Source organism: Amycolatopsis sp. NPDC050768 (assembly GCF_040654155.1).
In the GTDB taxonomy this organism is placed as follows: domain Bacteria; phylum Actinomycetota; class Actinomycetes; order Mycobacteriales; family Pseudonocardiaceae; genus Amycolatopsis.
This window is the reverse complement of sequence record NZ_JBFAHL010000004.1, coordinates 33566-49232: the sequence shown is the minus strand read 5'-3', so window position 1 is coordinate 49232 and position 15667 is coordinate 33566. Positions and strand designations below refer to the sequence as shown.

Here is a 15667-nt window from a genome sequence, read left to right as displayed (position 1 = left end):
GGCTGCCCGAAAACCAGGCAGCCCAGTCCGGGTAGGTCGATCCTCAGCTCACCAGCCGCGCGAACGCCACTCCGCGAGCTTCGGCCGCTCAGCCCCCAACGTCGAGTCATCCCCGTGCCCCGGGTAGAACCACGTGTCGTCCGGCAGCTCGTCGAAGATCCGCGCCGAAACATCGTCCAGCAGCGACGCGAAGTCCTCCGGCGACGACGTCTTCCCCACGCCGCCCGGGAACAGCGAGTCACCCGTGAACAGGTGCGGGTGCCCGGCCGGGTCGCGGTACAGCAAGGCGATCGACCCCGGGGTGTGGCCGCGCAGGTGGATCACTTCGAGCGTGACCTGGCCCACCTGGAGTGTGTCGCCGTGTTCGACCAGGAAGTCGGGCGGCACGGGCAGCGGCGAGGCGTCCAGTGGGTGCGCGGCGGTATTCGAGCCGTTGGCGCCCGCCACGGCGCCCAGGGCCTGCCAGTGGTCCTGGTGCTGGTGGGTGGTCACGACGGTGCGCAGCGCGGGCCGGTCGGGGCCGTGGCCGATGAGGTCGGAGATGCGCTCGGGGTCGTTGGCGGCGTCGATCAGCAGCGCCTCGTTCTCGGCGCGGCAGACGAGCAGGTACGCGTTGTTGTCCATCGGCCCCACGGAGAGCTTGGTGATGGTCAGCGCGTCCAGCGTGCGGCGGGCGGCGTCGCCGCCCGGTTCGACGTGCCCGGTGTAGGTGTCGGCGATGTTCACGTCCACACGGTAGCCGGGGCAACGCGGTCTGTCCCACCCCCGCACACGTAGGCTCGGCGCGACCAGCCGGGCGACCCCAGGGAACCAGTGCCGAACACCGCGACACCGCACCACTCCACCCGACGGATCAGCTGGGACCTGCTCAGAGTCATCGCGATCGTTTCGGTCGTGCTCGGCCACGTCACGCACCAGGGCGCGCTGCTGCACGGCGAGCTCACCGGCTACCCGTTCCGCGTGCCCGCGCAGTTCGGGGCCGCGGGGCTGATGGTGATCTCCGGGTACTTCGTGTGTGTGAGCGTCCGCAAGCCGGACACGGGCCGGTGGCTGTGGAGCCGCGTCGCGCGGCTCGTGCCGGCGTACCTCGTCGCGGTGCTCGTCACCTACGTTGTCACGCGCTACGCCGCCATTCGCTTCAGCGGGTTGCCCGTGCCCGACGGCTTCACCGGCTTCCTGTTCGGCGTGCCGCAGGGCCCGCCGGCGGACCCGTTCCCGTGGTACATCCCGACCTGGCAGGACCTGCTCACGAACCTGGGGATGATCCAGGCGTGGGACTACTACGGGTTCCACTACCTCGACGGTTCGTGGTGGACGCTGCCGGTCCAGCTGTTCGCGTTCTGCGCCGCCGCGTGGTTGTTCCCACGGCGGTGGCGCACCGATCGAGTGATGATCAGGCTCGTCTGGGTGTTGATGGTCGCGCCGGCGGTGGTCCGGTTCGGGATCTTCGACCCCGGCAGCACGCCGATCCAGGTCGTCAACGTCTTCTTCGGGCTCGGCCTGCAGCGCACACACCTGTTCGCCATGGGGATCGCGCTGTGGCTCTGGAGCCGGAAGCGGCTGAAGTCCTGGCACCTCGGACTGCTCGTCGCGGCCTGTATCGTGGTACAGGACCTGCACGTCTTCCCGTTCCACCGGGCGATGGCCCAGGACCCCGCACGCTGGCCCTCCACGATCGGCTTCGCCGTGCTGCTGCTGGTGATCTGCCTCGCGGCACGCGGCTCCGACTGGCGGTTCCCGGGTCTCGCGCGGGTCGCCCCGGCGCTCACCTGGCTCGCCGGGATCTCGTATGGTCTCTACCTGGTGCACCAGGAACTGGGTTACGTCCTGGCGCGCGCCCTGCTGGACATCGGTGTCCCCGGCTGGCTGCGGCTCCCCGCGGTGCTGGCCGGCGCCGTGCTGGCCGGCTGGGCGCTCACCGCGTGGGTGGAACGGCCGCTGCACCGGCGCCTGACCGCCCGGCGGGCGGGCAAACCCGCCCAGGAACCCGCAAAAGCCCAGGTCGAAGAGCCGGAGCCCGTTTCTGTCGGTGGTGCGTCCTAGCATGGACGCGGCCGCCCGTGCAGGACTTCCACCGGGCCGGCCTCCGAGCCGAGATTTGAATTGAAGGGACGTGGGCGTGGCTGATCGCCTCGTTGTTCGCGGGGCCCGCGAGCACAACCTCCGCGGTGTCGACCTCGATCTGCCCCGCGACAGTTTGATCGTGTTCACGGGCCTGTCCGGGTCGGGCAAGTCGAGCCTCGCTTTCGACACCATCTTCGCCGAGGGGCAGCGCCGTTACGTCGAGTCGCTCTCGGCTTACGCGCGGCAGTTCCTCGGGCAGATGGACAAGCCCGACGTCGACTTCATCGAGGGCCTCTCGCCCGCGGTGTCGATCGACCAGAAGTCCACCTCGCGCAACCCGCGCTCCACGGTGGGCACGATCACCGAGGTCTACGACTACCTGCGGCTGCTCTACGCCCGCGCGGGCAAGGCGCACTGCCCCCAGTGCGGTGAGCTGATCAGCAAGCAGACGCCGCAGCAGATCGTGGACCAGGTGCTCGACATGGACGACGGCACGCGTTTCCAGGTGCTCGCGCCGGTCGTGCGCGGGCGCAAGGGCGAGTACCTCGACCTGTTCCAGAACCTGCAGCAGCAGGGCTATGCGCGCGTGGTCGTCGACGGGAAGGTGCACCCGCTCACCGACCCGCCGAAGCTGAAGAAGCAGGAGAAGCACCAGATCGGTGTGGTCATCGACCGCCTGAGCGTGAAGACGAGCTCGCGCCAGCGGCTCACCGACTCGGTCGAGACGGCGCTGCGGCTGGCCGACGGTCTGGTCGAGCTGGAGTTCGTCGACCTGCCGGAGAACGACCCGCACCGCGTGCGCGGGTTCTCCGAGAACCTGGCGTGCCCCAACGGGCACCCGCTGGCGATCGAGGACCTCGAGCCGCGGTCGTTCTCGTTCAACTCGCCCTACGGCGCGTGCCCCGTGTGCACCGGCATCGGCATCCGCAAGGAGGTCGACCCGGAGCTGGTGGTCCCGGACGACGAGCTGTCGCTGGGCGAGGGCGCCATCGCGCCGTGGGCCGGCGGGCAGAGCGCCGACTACTTCATCCGGCTGCTGGAGTCGCTGTCGGAGGCCATCGGGTTCCGCATGGACACGCCGTGGCGCCAGCTGCCGGCGAAGGTCCAGAAGGCGGTGCTGCACGGCGTCGACGAGCAGGTCCACGTGCGCTACCGCAACCGCTACGGCCGGCAGCGCTCGTACTACGCCAACTTCGAGGGCGTGATCCCGTTCCTCGAGCGGCGCCAGGAGCAGACCGAGTCCGAGTACATGCGCGAGCGGTACGAGGGCTACATGCGCGAGGTGCCGTGCCCCACGTGCCAGGGCACGCGGCTCAAGCCGGAGATCCTCGCGGTCACCCTGGAGCACGCGACGCAGGGTGAGCGTTCGATCGCCGAGGTCTGCGCCCTGTCGATCGACGAGGCGTCGAAGTTCCTCGACGAGCTGGTGCTCGGGCAGCGCGAGTCGATGATCGCCGGCGCGGTGCTCAAGGAGATCCAGGCGCGCCTGCGCTTCCTGCTCGACGTCGGCCTCACCTACCTCTCGCTCGACCGCGCGTCGGGCACGCTCTCGGGCGGCGAGGCGCAGCGCATCCGGCTGGCCACGCAGATCGGCTCGGGCCTGGTGGGTGTGCTCTACGTGCTCGACGAGCCGTCGATCGGCCTGCACCAGCGCGACAACCACCGCCTGATCGAGACCCTCACGCGCCTGCGCGACCTCGGCAACACGCTGATCGTGGTGGAGCACGACGAGGACACGATCCGCGCGAGCGACTGGGTCGTCGACATCGGCCCGGGCGCGGGCGAGCACGGCGGGCACATCGTCCACAGTGGACCGTACAAGAAGATGCTGAAGAGCAAGGAGTCGCTCACCGGCGCCTACCTGTCGGGCCGCCGCGCGATCGAGGTGCCGGCGATCCGGCGCCCGGTCGACAAGAAGCGGCAGCTCACGGTCGTGGGCGCGCGCGAGCACAACCTGCGCGGCATCGACGTGTCGTTCCCCCTGGGCTGCCTCGTGTCCGTCACCGGCGTGTCCGGCTCGGGCAAGTCCACGCTCGTCAACGACATCCTCGCCCAGGTGCTCGCCAACAAGCTCAACGGCGCGCGCCAGGTGCCGGGCCGCCACACGCGGGTCAACGGGCTGAACACGGTCGACAAGCTGGTGCGCGTGGACCAGTCGCCGATCGGCCGCACCCCGCGGTCCAACCCGGCCACTTACACCGGCGTGTGGGACCACGTGCGCAAGCTGTTCGCGGCCACCACCGAGGCCAAGGTGCGCGGCTACCAGCAGGGCCGGTTCTCGTTCAACGTCAAGGGCGGCCGCTGCGAGGCGTGCGCCGGCGACGGCACGATCAAGATCGAGATGAACTTCCTGCCCGACGTGTACGTGCCGTGCGAGGTCTGCAAGGGCGCCCGCTACAACCGCGAGACGCTCGAGGTGCACTACAAGGGCAAGACGGTGTCCGACGTGCTGGACATGCCGATCGAGGAGGCGGCCGAGTTCTTCGAGCCGATCAAGGCGATCCACCGGCACCTGCAGACGCTCGTCGACGTCGGCCTCGGCTACGTGCGCCTCGGCCAGCCCGCGCCGACGCTGTCGGGCGGCGAGGCGCAGCGTGTGAAGCTCGCGAGCGAGCTGCAGAAGCGCTCGACCGGCAAGACGGTGTACATCCTCGACGAGCCGACCACTGGCCTGCACTTCGAGGACATCAGCAAGCTGATCGGCGTGATCAACGGGCTGGTGGACAAGGGCAACACGGTGATCGTGATCGAGCACAACCTCGACGTGATCAAGACGTCCGACTGGATCATCGACATGGGCCCGGAGGGCGGTTCCGGCGGCGGCATGATCGTCGCGGAGGGCACGCCCGAGCACATCGCGGCGGTGCCGGAGAGCTACACCGGCGAGTTCCTCGGCCACGTCCTCAACCCGGCCTGACCCCGTCCTGGCGCGGTGGCCCGAAAACCGGGTCACCGCGCCGGCGGGAGTCAGTCCTTGCCGGTCGTGCGGTCGACCACCGGCGAGAGCGGTCCGTAGTACAGCGCGCGCACGCGGAAGGCGGAGCCCTGTTCGTCGGGCAGCAGCGACAGCGCGCAGGTCGTCGTGTCGGGGTCGGTGATCTCGACCGGGACGAAGTCCGCCACGCCCGGTTTGCGGATCTCCACGAGGAACCCCGCCTCGTCGCTTGAGCGGTCCGCCCAGGTGAAGTGCACGGACGCGTCCTCGGCCGGGACCACGGTGACGTCGGCCGGAGCAGCGGCGTCCCCCGGCGTCCGCACCGGCACGGCCGCGGCCGGGGGAGTGGCGTGCCCCGCGGAGCCGGGCCGGTCATCGGAGCCAGGCTGCACGACCGCCGACACGGGACCGTAGAAGTCCCGCACGCGGTAGTAGAACGGTGTCTCCGGGATCAGGTCCGGGTGTCGGTAGGCGGTCTGCGAGCGCGGGACGTACTGCAGCGCCGTCCACGGGCCGTCGGCGGAGTTCGCGTATTCGAGCAGGTGCCCGGCCGCGGCGGGATCGCCCGCGGGCCAGCGCAGGTCGATGTCCGTCGGCGTCGTGAGCGTCGCCGTGAGGCCGTGGGGCGGTGGCGCCGGAGCGGCGGCCGGGGCCGCGGAGCAGCCGGCGGCGACCAGCACGGCCAGCGCCGCGAGCGCGAGGCGGGTTTTCACGGGCACGGCGAAGCCTCCGGGACGTCCAGGCGGCGGCGGTGCCGCGTCAGCTTAGGAACCCGTGCCGGTGATCGACAAGGCGCGTCCCGGCCACCGGCACCACCCATCCGCCCGGCCTCCGGCGACGAATTCCTCCGGCGAACTTTCTGAATTCGCGGTGAACCGCGTGGCGCCGGCATCCGTGTGAGGGGTGTCGGGGGCTCTCACCGGCGGCGGCACGACCCACTCTCACCTCGGAAGGGGGGCGATCCCACGGTGGACACGGCGGCGGTGCTGGGCGTGCGGCGACGACCGGCGTTCACGCCGCGGTTTGCAGTACTGTCCTCGCCTACCCAGAACACCGTCGGGAGGTCGAGGGTGGCGATCGGACGCGGGCGGCCGAAAAGGGCCGCCGCCGAGCGGCTCGTGGAGCAGCTCTACGCGGAACACGGCCGGAGCCTGGTGGCTTACGCGACCAGGCTCACGGGTGACCGTGCGGCCGCCGAGGACGTGGTCCAGGAGACGCTCGTGCGCGCCTGGAAACACGCCGACGACCTGAGCGGCGACCGCCAGGGGTCCGTGCGCGGCTGGCTGCTCACCGTGGTGCGCAACCTCGTCACGGACCGGGCGCGGGCTCGCGCTTCGCGGCCACCGGAGGTCGCCGAGGGCCCGGAGACGCTCGCGGCGCCGGTGGAACGCGACCACGCCCAGGGAGTGGTCGACTCGATGACGGTGCTGGGAGCCCTCGAAGGGTTGTCGCAAGAGCATCGCGACGTGCTCGTGGAGATCTACTATCGAGGGAGATCGGTGGCGGAGGCAGCCGAGATGCTGGGGGTCGCTCCCGGCACCGTGAAATCCCGGTCCTACTACGCGCTGCGCGCCCTGCGCGCCGCGATGGTGAGCGGTGGAACGGAGGCGGTGAGATGAGCGCGGTCGAGCAGGAGCACGCGCAGCTCGGCGCCTACGTCCTCGGCGCGCTGGACCCGGCCGAGGCGGTCGAGTTCGAACGCCACCTGGCCACGTGCGCACAGTGCCGCTTCGAGCTCAAGGACTTCGGCGCCCTGCGGGAGGCACTCGACGAGGTGCCGCCCGAGGCGTTCCTCGACGGCCCGCCCGAGGGCGGTGACCTGTTGCTGCAGCGCACGCTGCGCCGGATCCGGGCCGAGGAGGAGCAGTCCGCCCCCACCCCATCCACCGCGGCACCGAGCCGCGCCGGTTCACGCCGGGGGCTCGCGATCGCGGCCGCGGCGGTCGTCGCCGCGGTGGCGCTCGGCGGCGGGGTCTTCATCGGCCGTCAGACGGCGCCCGAGCCCGCCCAGCAGGTGGCCGTGCCCGGCACCCGAGACGTGGCCGCCACCAACGCGGCGACGGGCGCGAGCCTCACCGCGTCGGTGATCCCGGCGGCCGGCTGGGTCAAGGTGCACGTGGCCGTGAAGGGGATCCGCGCGGGCGAGAAGTGCAAGCTCGTGGTCACGGACAAGACCGGCGCGAAGTGGGACGCCGGCAGCTGGCTCGTGTCGGAGAAGTGGAGCACGCAGGGCTTCGGCCTCGACGGTTCGGCGCTGGTCGCGCCGGCGGACGTCGCCTCGGTCGGCATCGTCACCCTCGACGGCCGGGACCTGGTCTCGGCGCAGGTGTAGGCCGTGGTGGGAGCGGAGTACCGGTTCTCCAGCACTTGGTGGCTCCCGGCCGCCCCGGCCCGCCGGGTCTTCGACGCCGTCGTGGACCTCGAGGCGTACCCGAGCTGGTGGCGCGACGTGCGCTCGGTCCGCCGCCTCGACGACGACACCGCCGAGGTCGTCTGCCGCTCGCGCTTGCCCTACCACCTCGTGATCGCCATGCGCCGCGAGGAAGAGGATCCCGTCACGGGCCACGTCCGCGTCGGCCTGAGCGGCGATCTCGAAGGTTTCCTCGCCGGCGCGCTGCACGTCGTCGGCGAGGGCACGCGGCTGGAGATCACGCAGCACGTGCGGGCCAGCAAACCCTTGCTGCGCAAGCTGGACACGGTGGCCCGGCCGTTCTTCCGCGCCAACCACGCGTGGATGATGCGCCGGGGCCACCGCGGTCTGTCCGCCTACCTGGCCTGACCCGCCACGCACAGCTCGGGCTCCGCTGCCGGGCGCGGGCGGCGCACCAGCACGATCGCCACCGCCGCCGCCGCCGCGAGTGCCACGAAGCCCGCGCTCAGCCCGTACGCGAGCCGGTAACCCGAAGCGAGTGCAGCGCGGGCCCCCTCCGATGCCAGCCCTGCCGTGCGCGCCGCCGCGGCCGTGGCGAGTACCGCGGTGCCGATGGCCGCACCGACCTGCTGCGTGGTGGTGATCAGGCCCGACGCCACCCCAGCGTCGGCCGGGTCGGTCCCGGACATCGCCAGCCCCATCACGGCTGGGATGGCCGCGCCCGCACCGGAACCCATGAGCACCAGCGCCGGGAACACGTGCAGGAAGTAGCTGCCGTCCGTGGGCACCGTGGTGAGCAACGCGAAGGCGATCACGACCACCACGAGCCCGCCCAGCAGCACCGCGCCCGGCGTGAAGCGCGCGCTGAGCTTCGCCGAGATCCCCAGCGAGAACACCGCGATCATCACCGGCGCCGGCAGGAACGCGAGCCCGGTGGCGAGCGCGTCGAGCCCGAGCACCTTCTGCAGGTACAGCGCCGTCACGAACTGGAAGCCCATCATGCCGGCGACCATGAACACCATCGTGACGTTGGCGCCGCTGATCGCGCGAACGCGGAACAGCCGCAGCGGGAGCAACGGAGTCCGCGCGCGAGCCTGCCGGACGACGAATGCGACGAGCAGCAAAGCCGCGCCCGCCAACGGAAGCGCGGCGCCGGTCTCGACGATCCCGTACACCAGCAGCATTACGCCGCCCGTCACGAGCACCGCGCCCAGCGCGTCGATGCCCGTGCGCAGCCCCCGGCCGCGATCGGCGTCCACGACCAGCGGCGCCAGCACCAGCGCGGCGATGCCGATCGGCAGGTTCACGTAGAAGGTCCAGTGCCAGTCGAGCGCCTGCGTGAGCGCGCCGCCGGCGATGAGCCCGATCGACGCGCCCGAGGCCTGCGTGAAGCTGAAGACGCCGATCGCCCGGGCCTGCGCACGGGGTTCGGGGTACATCATCACGATCATGCCCAGCACCACGGCCGACGCGAGCGCGCCGCCGATGCCCTGCACGAACCGGGCGGTCACCAGCACCGCCGCGTCGGTCGAGAGCCCGGCCAGGAGCGACGACGCGGTGAAGACGACGAGCCCGGCGAGGAACACCCGCCGCCGGCCCAGCAGGTCACCGAGCCGGCCCGAGAGCAGGAGCAGCCCGCCGAACGCGACGAGGTAGGCGTTGACGACCCAGGCCAGCCCCGCGGACGTGAAGCCCAGCTCGGCCTGGATCGAGGGCAGCGCGACGGCGACGATGGTCCCGTCGAGCACCACCATGAGCGAGGCCGCGCACAGCACCACCAGCGCGACGGCCCGGCGACGGACTTCCGGCATTTCGGTCCCTCCAGAACGATCACCGAAGAGAATCCCCAGGTCGTGCCCAGGGCATCTCTTGTTACAGCGACCATCTTGTGTGACCATCGAGGAGCGCGGAAGGAGGCACTTTCATGTCCCAGGGGAACACCGGTGTGACCGACCAGGTCAGCAGGATCGACCCGGAGAAACTCGAGGCGTGCACGCTGCTCGAGGTGCTCAACCGGATCAGTGGCAAGTGGGCGATCGGCATCCTGCTGGAGGCGTCGCAGGGCCCGGTGCGGTTCACGGAGCTGGAACGCTCCGTGGCGGGCATCAGCCGCCGGATGCTCACGCTGACCCTGCGCAACCTCGAACGCGACGGGCTGCTGGAGCGCACCGTCTACCCGACCGTGCCGCCGCGCGTGGAGTACGAGGCGACGCCGATGGCGCGTGAGCTCTACGGCACGTTGTCGGGGCTCGTCGACTGGGCGCAGCGCCACCGCGAGGCGATCGCCGTGTCGCGCGAGGTCTACGACGCGCAGTAGAAACGCGTGTGCCGTGGTCGTGAGCACGGGGGACGCTCACGACCACGGCACACGGGGGTGTTCGCACCCCGGCGGGGGGAGTGTGGGCCGGAAGGAGCCCTGGGGTGCGAACGGCTTCAGTTGCCCGCTGAGGCTCCGACGGGTTCGCCCCGGTCGGTGGGCGGCTCAGTGGCGGGCAGTTCGGCCGGTGCGGGCGCTTCGTCGAGCAGCGTGGCTTCGTCGAACGGCGCGGACCCAGCGAAGACCTGACGGGACTTGTCGCGGTCGAACTCCTTCATCCACGATCCGATGAGGACGGTCGCCACGGCGTTGCCGGCGAAGTTCGTCAGGGCGCGGGCCTCGGACATGAACCGGTCGATGCCGAGGATGAACCCGACGCCGTCGACCAGCTCCGGCCGGTGCGACTGCAGGCCGCTCGCCAGGGTCGCGATGCCGGCGCCGCTGACGCCCGCCGCGCCCTTCGAGGCGAGGATCATGAACAGCAGCAACCCGATCTGCTCGCCCAGCGCCAGTGGCTGGTCCTGCGCCGTGGCGATGAACAGGGTCGCCATGGTCAGGTAGATCGCCGTGCCGTCGAGGTTGAACGAGTAGCCCGTGGGCACCGTGATGCCGACGACCGGCTTGCTCACCCCGAGGTGCTCCATCTTCGCGATCAGCCGCGGCAGCGCCGATTCCGACGACGAGGTGGACAGGATCAGCAGGAACTCGCGGCCCAGGTACCTGAGCAGCTGGAGGATGTTGACCCGTGCGCCCAGCCACAGCACCGTGCCGAGGATGCCGAAGACGAAGATCAGGCAGGTGACGTAGAAGCCGAGCATGATCACCAGCAGGCTGCGCAGCGCGCCCCAGCCGGTGGCGCCGACCACGGCCGCGATCGCGCCGAACGCCCCGACGGGCGCGGCCCACATGATCATCGACAGGATGCGGAACACCAGGCGCTGCACGTGCTCGATGCCGCGCAGGATCGGCTCGCCGCGCCGGCCGAGCTTCTGCAGCGCGAACCCGGTCAGCAGCGCGATGAGCAACGCCTGCAGGGTCTGGCCCTCGGTGAACGCCGAGACGAACGAGGTCGGGATGATCCCGAGCACGAAGTCGACGCCACCCTCGGCGCCCTTGGCCTGGTCGTGGACCTTGGTGACGTCGGCCGGGTTGAGGTGCAGACCACTGCCCGGGTGCAGGATGTTGCCGACGATGAGGCCGATCGCGAGCGCGAACGTCGACATCACGACGAAGTAGACCAGCGCGGTGATGCCGACCTTGCCGACCTTCGCCGCCTTCGCGACCGAGCCGATGCCCAGCACGATGGTGCAGAAGATGATCGGCGCGATCATCATCTTGATCAGGTTGACGAAACCGGTGCCCAGCGGTGCGAGCTGTTTGCCGACCGACGGCCAAATCAAGCCGACCGCGGCGCCGAGCACCACGGCGACGATCACGGCCAGGTAAAGGTAACGCGTGCGGTCGCGTTTGGGCGCGGCCGCTTCGGGGGTCGGTGTCGGCACCGTTGCCTCCAGTAGGGGAATGGGTGGAACGCCGGTCACTATGCGGGGAGGATATGACCAGCGTCACCGTTGTGTTCATTGAGTTCGCACGATAGGTCCAGTCCGGTTCGGACGGTGGTACACGAGGGTCGTGGCACCACCCGGGTGTTGCCCCGCGCCCGCGTGTGCTGGTATGGGCACGTGCCTGCCCCCACCCGGACCCGGACGAGCCGCTGGAGCCTCGCCCGCCAGCTGCTGGTGCTCCAGCTGGCGGTGCTGCTGGTGCTCGTGGGCGGCGGGATCACCATCGCGTACCTCGACGCCGGCCACACGACGACCGACCGGGCGCGCGACCAGTCGCTGGCGGTCGCCCACGCGATCGCCGACTCGCCGAGTGTGACCCGAGCGGTGTCCACACCGGACCCGACGGCCGTGCTGCAGCCCTACGCGGTGCGGGTGCAGACCGACGCCGAGGTCGACTTCGTCACGATCATGACCCCGCAGGGGATCCGCTACACCCACCCGAACCCGGCGTTGATCGGGCAGCCGTTCCTCGGCCACATCGCCGCCGCCCAGCAGGGTGGTGTGGTGACCGAGACCTACACGGGTTCGCTCGGGCCTTCGGTCCGGGCCGTGGTGCCGGTGTTCGACGCGAACCACCGCGTCGTCGCCCTCGTGGCGGTGGGCATCACGATCGCCGCGATCTCCGCCGAGCTGCGCGATCGCGTGTGGCCGCTCGCCGGCGTCGCGGCCGCGGTGCTGCTCGTCGGCGCGTGCGGCGGCTGGCTCGTGAGCGCCCGGCTCAAGCGGCAGACGCGCGGGATCGCGCCCGGTGAGCTCAGCAACCTGTTCGAGTACCACGAAGCGGTGCTGCATTCCGTGCGCGAGGGCGTGCTGCTGGTCGGGCGCGACGGCCGCGTCGGCCTGTGCAACGACGGTGCGCGCACGCTCCTGGGCCTGACCGCGGATCCGGTCGGGCAGCCGCTGGTCGAGCTGGGGCTGCCGCCGGAACTGGTGGCCGCGTTCGTGTCCGCCGAGACGCGCACCGAGGAGCTGCACCTCACCGACACGCGCGTGCTGGTGGTCAGTACCACTGTTGTGCGCTCCGGCGGACGCGCGCAGGGCACCGTGGTGATCCTGCGCGACCACACGGAACTGCAGACGCTGACGGGCGAGCTCACCACTGCCCGCAGCCTCGCGGAGGCGCTGCGGTCGCAGGCGCACGAGGCGGCGAACCGGCTGCACACCGTCGTTTCCCTGGTGGAGCTCGGCCGGCCCGAGGACGCGGTGGAGTTCGCGACGGCCGAGCTCGTCCTGGCCCAGGAGCTCACCGACCGCGTGATGAGCGCGGTGTCCGAGCCCGTGCTGGCGGCCCTGTTGCTCGGCAAGGCCGCGGAAGCCAGCGAACGTGGCGTCGAGTTCACGATCACCCCTGACACGGTGATCGAGGACCTCGGCCCGGAGATCGTCGGCCGGGACCTCGTGACGATCCTGGGCAACCTCGTCGACAACGGCATCGACGCCGCCGCGCGCGGGGCGAGCGGCCGGCCCGCCGTGGTTGTGACCGCGCGGACCGACGAGGACGGGCTGCTGCTGCGGGTCGCCGACAACGGCCCGGGCGTACCGGAGGAAGCTGTGGAGGACATGTTCCGCCGCGGCTGGTCCACGAAGGCGGGCGAGGGCCACGGGCTCGGGCTCGCGCTGGTGGTCCAGGCCGTGCGCCGCTACGGCGGCGGCGTGGACGTCGGCCGGGACGGCGGTGCGGTGTTCACGGTCCGGTTGCCGAGGCAGGAGGCGCTGCGGTGATCCGCGTGCTGGTGGTGGAGGACGAGCCCGTGGCCGCCGAGGCCCACCGGCTCTACGTGGAGCGCTTGCCCGGCTTCAGCGTCGCCGGCGTGGTCCACTCCGGCGGCGACGCGCTGCGCTTCTGCGAACGCGAACCCGTCGACCTCGTGCTGCTCGACTTCTACCTGCCCGACACCCACGGCCTCGCCGTGTGCCGCTCCCTGCGCGCGGCCGGCCTGCCCATCGACGTCATCGCGGTGACCTCGGCGCGCGACCTCGCGCTGGTGAAGGCGGCGGTGTCGGTGGGCGTGGTGCAGTACCTGCTGAAACCGTTTACTTTCGCTTCGCTGCGGGAAAAGCTCGAGCGCTACGCCGAGTTCCACCAGGCTTCGGGCGAGGTCACCGGCCAGGCCGAGATCGACCGCGCGCTCGCCACGCTGCGCACGAGCGAGCAGCACGCCCTGCCGAAGGGCATGAGCGCCGAGACGCTCGAAGCCATCACCGCCGCCCTCGCCGCCACCTCCGAAGGACTCTCCGCCGCCGGCGCGGCGAGCGCGATCGGCGCTTCGCGCGTCACGGCCCGCCGCTACCTGGAGTACTTGGCGGACAACGGCTTGGCCCACCGCGAGCCCCGCTACGGCCAGGTCGGCCGGCCCGAGGTCTGGTACCGCCACGGCCCGGCTTAGCGCCGTACGGTTCAGGCCGGCCGCCGTCACACGAGCCGCGCTCAACGCCGCGGGTCAGCCGCTGCTTGGTCGTACCCGGATGCGTGGGGCGAATCGCCCGGTTTCACCCGGATGGTTGTTCGCTCACTGTTCTGTATAACGCTCTACACAGCTCGGCAGGGCGCGCGGTACGGTCGCCGCGAACCAGCCCGACGAAGGGGAAACCGGTGGAGCGAGACCCGCGCCCACGGCTGCGACTGCGGCACCTCGCGCACGAGCGGAGCACCGAAGGCGGCGAACGTACCTCGCCGCTCACCGTCCGGCGCCCTGCGACCGGGTACACCTCGGCGACAGCCGTCTGCGGTCGGTGCGGCGCCGAACTCCGGCTGCGTGTCGCGGCCGCCCGGAAGGTGCGACAGTCGCTGCTGGCGTGGGCGCTGGTGTATTTCGCCGGGGTGCTGGCCGTGGTCGGGGGCATGGCCGCGCTGTCGGCGTCGGTTGTGTGGCTCGCCGTCGTCCTGATGGTGGGCGGGTTGCTGGTGGCGGTGGTCGGAGCGGCGTTCTGGTGGTGGGCCACGGGTGTCCGTCCGGTGAGCGCGCTGCCGGACGGGAGGCCCGGGCCGCACGTGGTCAGGCCGGACCGCGGGCGGCGCTAGGACTCAGCGCGGCCGCCCCGGCACGCCTGGCCGGGTCTGCCACGGGTGCGGCCCGTCGAGCGGCCGGTATTCCACCCCCAGCGCGTCGAGCCGCGGCAGGTGGTGCTCTTGCAGCCGCGGCAGGAACTCGGCGAAGTCGCGGGGGCCGGTGCTCCACGCCAGCTCCGCGAACGCGCTCAGGCGGGGGAAAGCCGCGTAGTCCACGCGCCGGGCGGTGTCGAGGTGTTCGGTCCAGACCTGGGCCTGGGCGCCGCGCAGGTGGGGACCGGTCAACGCCGGATCGTAGGTGTAGACGTCCTCCAGCGTGCGCAGGTAGCCGACGGGGATGGGCTCGTCCGGGTGGTCGGACTGGCGGTGGTCGAGGTACACGCGGTCTTCCGGGCAGAGCACCACGTCGTGACCCCGCGACGCGGCCAGCTCGCCGCGCGCCTCGTCCTGCCAGGCGCCGATCACCATGGGCGGGAGGTCGTCGATGTCGAGCGCCTCGTCCCAGCCGAGCGCCTGCCGGCCGCGCGAAGCCAGGTGCGCGGCGATCTCGCGGACGAACCGGCCGTGGGCCTCGGTCGCGCCCGGCACCTCGTCGCCGCCGAGGCCGATGACCGGCGAGGGGAAGATGTCCAGCACGTGGTCGAACACCGCGCGGAAGAAGTCCAAAGTGGACTCCGAAGGATCCAGCAGCGAGGTGCTGATGCCCCAGGACGTCCACACCTCCCAGTCCGCGTCGGGATCGGGGCCGAGCTTCGGGTACGCGGCGATGGCCGCGCGGGCGTGGCCCGGCACGTCGATCTCCGGCACCACCGTCACGGCCCGCGAAGCCGCGTACGCGACGATCTCCCGCAGGTCGTCGGTGGTGTAGAACCCGCCGTGGGGACGGCCGTCGCGCTCGGGGCCGTCGTGGCGCCCGACCATCGACGAACGCCGCCAGCCGCCGACCGAGGTCAGCCGCGGGAACCGCGGCACCTCGATCCGCCAGCCCTGGTCGTCGGTCAGGTGCAGGTTCAGCACGTTGAGCTTGTGCGCCGCCAGCAGGTCGACGAACCGCAGCACCTCGGCCTTCGTGCGGAAGTGCCGCGCCACGTCGAGCAGGCAGCCGCGCCAGCCGAACCGCGGGTGGTCGTCCACCACGCCGCACGGCAGCGTCAGCCCAGTGCGGATCGACGCCGCCCGGAACGCGTCCGGCCCGGCGAGCTGGCGCAGCGTCTGCCGGCCGTACACCTCGCCCGCCGCGTCGGCGACCGCCAGCGTGACGCCGCGCGGCGTGATCGTCAGGCGGTAGCCCTCGGCAGGCAGCTCCGGCGCCGGCCGCACGGTGACCGGCGCCGGCCACGGGCACGCGCCCGGGACCTCCGTGACGGAGACGGGACGGGGGAGCAGAGTGTCGAACCCGGGCATG

Annotated in this window: 14 protein-coding genes; 9 read left to right on the top strand and 5 right to left on the bottom strand. The window is 71.5% G+C overall.

Annotated elements, in window-relative coordinates:
- Nucleotides 1-48: 48 nt before the first annotated feature.
- A complete protein-coding gene (locus tag AB0H62_RS13265) occupies nt 49-726 on the bottom strand; it encodes an MBL fold metallo-hydrolase (protein WP_220241986.1) in 678 nt (225 codons plus the stop codon).
- An 87-nt stretch (nt 727-813) separates the two neighbouring features.
- Between AB0H62_RS13265 and AB0H62_RS13260 the strand changes: the two genes are divergently transcribed.
- Together AB0H62_RS13260 and uvrA are read left to right on the top strand one after the other, a co-directional pair.
- Nucleotides 814-2043 (top strand): acyltransferase, encoded by a 1230-nt coding sequence (locus tag AB0H62_RS13260; RefSeq protein WP_360586078.1) that lies wholly within the window; start codon nt 814-816, stop codon nt 2041-2043.
- A 76-nt stretch (nt 2044-2119) separates the two neighbouring features.
- Nucleotides 2120-4981 carry an excinuclease ABC subunit UvrA gene (uvrA, locus tag AB0H62_RS13255; RefSeq protein ID WP_220241984.1) on the top strand — a complete coding sequence of 954 codons (2862 nt, stop codon included), beginning with the start codon at nt 2120-2122 and terminating at the stop codon, nt 4979-4981.
- Nucleotides 4982-5031: 50 nt separating this feature from the next.
- On the opposite strand, the gene AB0H62_RS13250 is transcribed toward uvrA, so the two are convergent.
- Nucleotides 5032-5718, bottom strand: a complete 687-nt coding sequence (locus AB0H62_RS13250) for a fibronectin type III domain-containing protein (RefSeq protein WP_360586076.1) — start codon at nt 5716-5718, stop codon at nt 5032-5034.
- A 351-nt stretch (nt 5719-6069) separates the two neighbouring features.
- On the opposite strand from AB0H62_RS13250, the gene AB0H62_RS13245 reads away from it, so the two are divergent.
- From AB0H62_RS13245 to AB0H62_RS13235, 3 genes are read left to right on the top strand one after another with little or no spacing between them, the layout of a single operon-like run.
- Nucleotides 6070-6618, top strand: a complete 549-nt coding sequence (locus tag AB0H62_RS13245) for a sigma-70 family RNA polymerase sigma factor (RefSeq protein ID WP_220241983.1) — start codon at nt 6070-6072, stop codon at nt 6616-6618.
- A complete protein-coding gene (locus AB0H62_RS13240; protein WP_360586073.1) occupies nt 6615-7331 on the top strand; it encodes a zf-HC2 domain-containing protein in 717 nt (238 codons plus the stop codon). Before AB0H62_RS13245 ends, AB0H62_RS13240 begins: the two co-directional genes overlap by 4 nt.
- A gap of 3 nt (nt 7332-7334) precedes the next feature.
- Nucleotides 7335-7778 (top strand): SRPBCC family protein, encoded by a 444-nt coding sequence (locus AB0H62_RS13235; protein WP_220241981.1) that lies wholly within the window; start codon nt 7335-7337, stop codon nt 7776-7778.
- Here AB0H62_RS13235 and AB0H62_RS13230 read toward each other — a convergent pair.
- Nucleotides 7766-9181: an MFS transporter gene (locus AB0H62_RS13230; protein WP_360586071.1), complete on the bottom strand. Its 1416-nt coding sequence runs from the start codon at nt 9179-9181 to the stop codon at nt 7766-7768. The genes AB0H62_RS13235 and AB0H62_RS13230 overlap by 13 nt on opposite strands.
- 113 nt (nt 9182-9294) lie before the next feature.
- Between AB0H62_RS13230 and AB0H62_RS13225 the strand changes: the two genes are divergently transcribed.
- On the top strand, nt 9295-9687 hold the full coding sequence (locus AB0H62_RS13225) for a helix-turn-helix domain-containing protein (RefSeq protein ID WP_360586070.1): 393 nt from the start codon (nt 9295-9297) through the stop codon (nt 9685-9687).
- 116 nt (nt 9688-9803) lie between these two features.
- Here the strand turns inward: AB0H62_RS13225 and AB0H62_RS13220 are convergent, their stop codons facing one another.
- Complete coding sequence (locus tag AB0H62_RS13220; RefSeq protein WP_220241978.1) at nt 9804-11189, bottom strand: cation:dicarboxylase symporter family transporter; 1386 nt, start codon at nt 11187-11189, stop codon at nt 9804-9806.
- Nucleotides 11190-11369: 180 nt separating this feature from the next.
- Between AB0H62_RS13220 and AB0H62_RS13215 the strand changes: the two genes are divergently transcribed.
- From AB0H62_RS13215 to AB0H62_RS13205, 3 genes are all read left to right on the top strand, one after another.
- Nucleotides 11370-12974 (top strand): sensor histidine kinase, encoded by a 1605-nt coding sequence (locus AB0H62_RS13215; protein ID WP_220241977.1) that lies wholly within the window; start codon nt 11370-11372, stop codon nt 12972-12974.
- Nucleotides 12971-13639, top strand: a complete 669-nt coding sequence (locus AB0H62_RS13210) for a response regulator (RefSeq protein WP_220241976.1) — start codon at nt 12971-12973, stop codon at nt 13637-13639. Before AB0H62_RS13215 ends, AB0H62_RS13210 begins: the two co-directional genes overlap by 4 nt.
- 206 nt (nt 13640-13845) lie before the next feature.
- Nucleotides 13846-14274, top strand: a complete 429-nt coding sequence (locus AB0H62_RS13205) for a hypothetical protein (RefSeq protein ID WP_360586068.1) — start codon at nt 13846-13848, stop codon at nt 14272-14274.
- A gap of 3 nt (nt 14275-14277) precedes the next feature.
- On the opposite strand, the gene AB0H62_RS13200 is transcribed toward AB0H62_RS13205, so the two are convergent.
- Nucleotides 14278-15666: a beta-N-acetylhexosaminidase gene (locus AB0H62_RS13200; protein ID WP_360586066.1), complete on the bottom strand. Its 1389-nt coding sequence runs from the start codon at nt 15664-15666 to the stop codon at nt 14278-14280.
- Nucleotide 15667 lies beyond the last annotated feature (1 nt).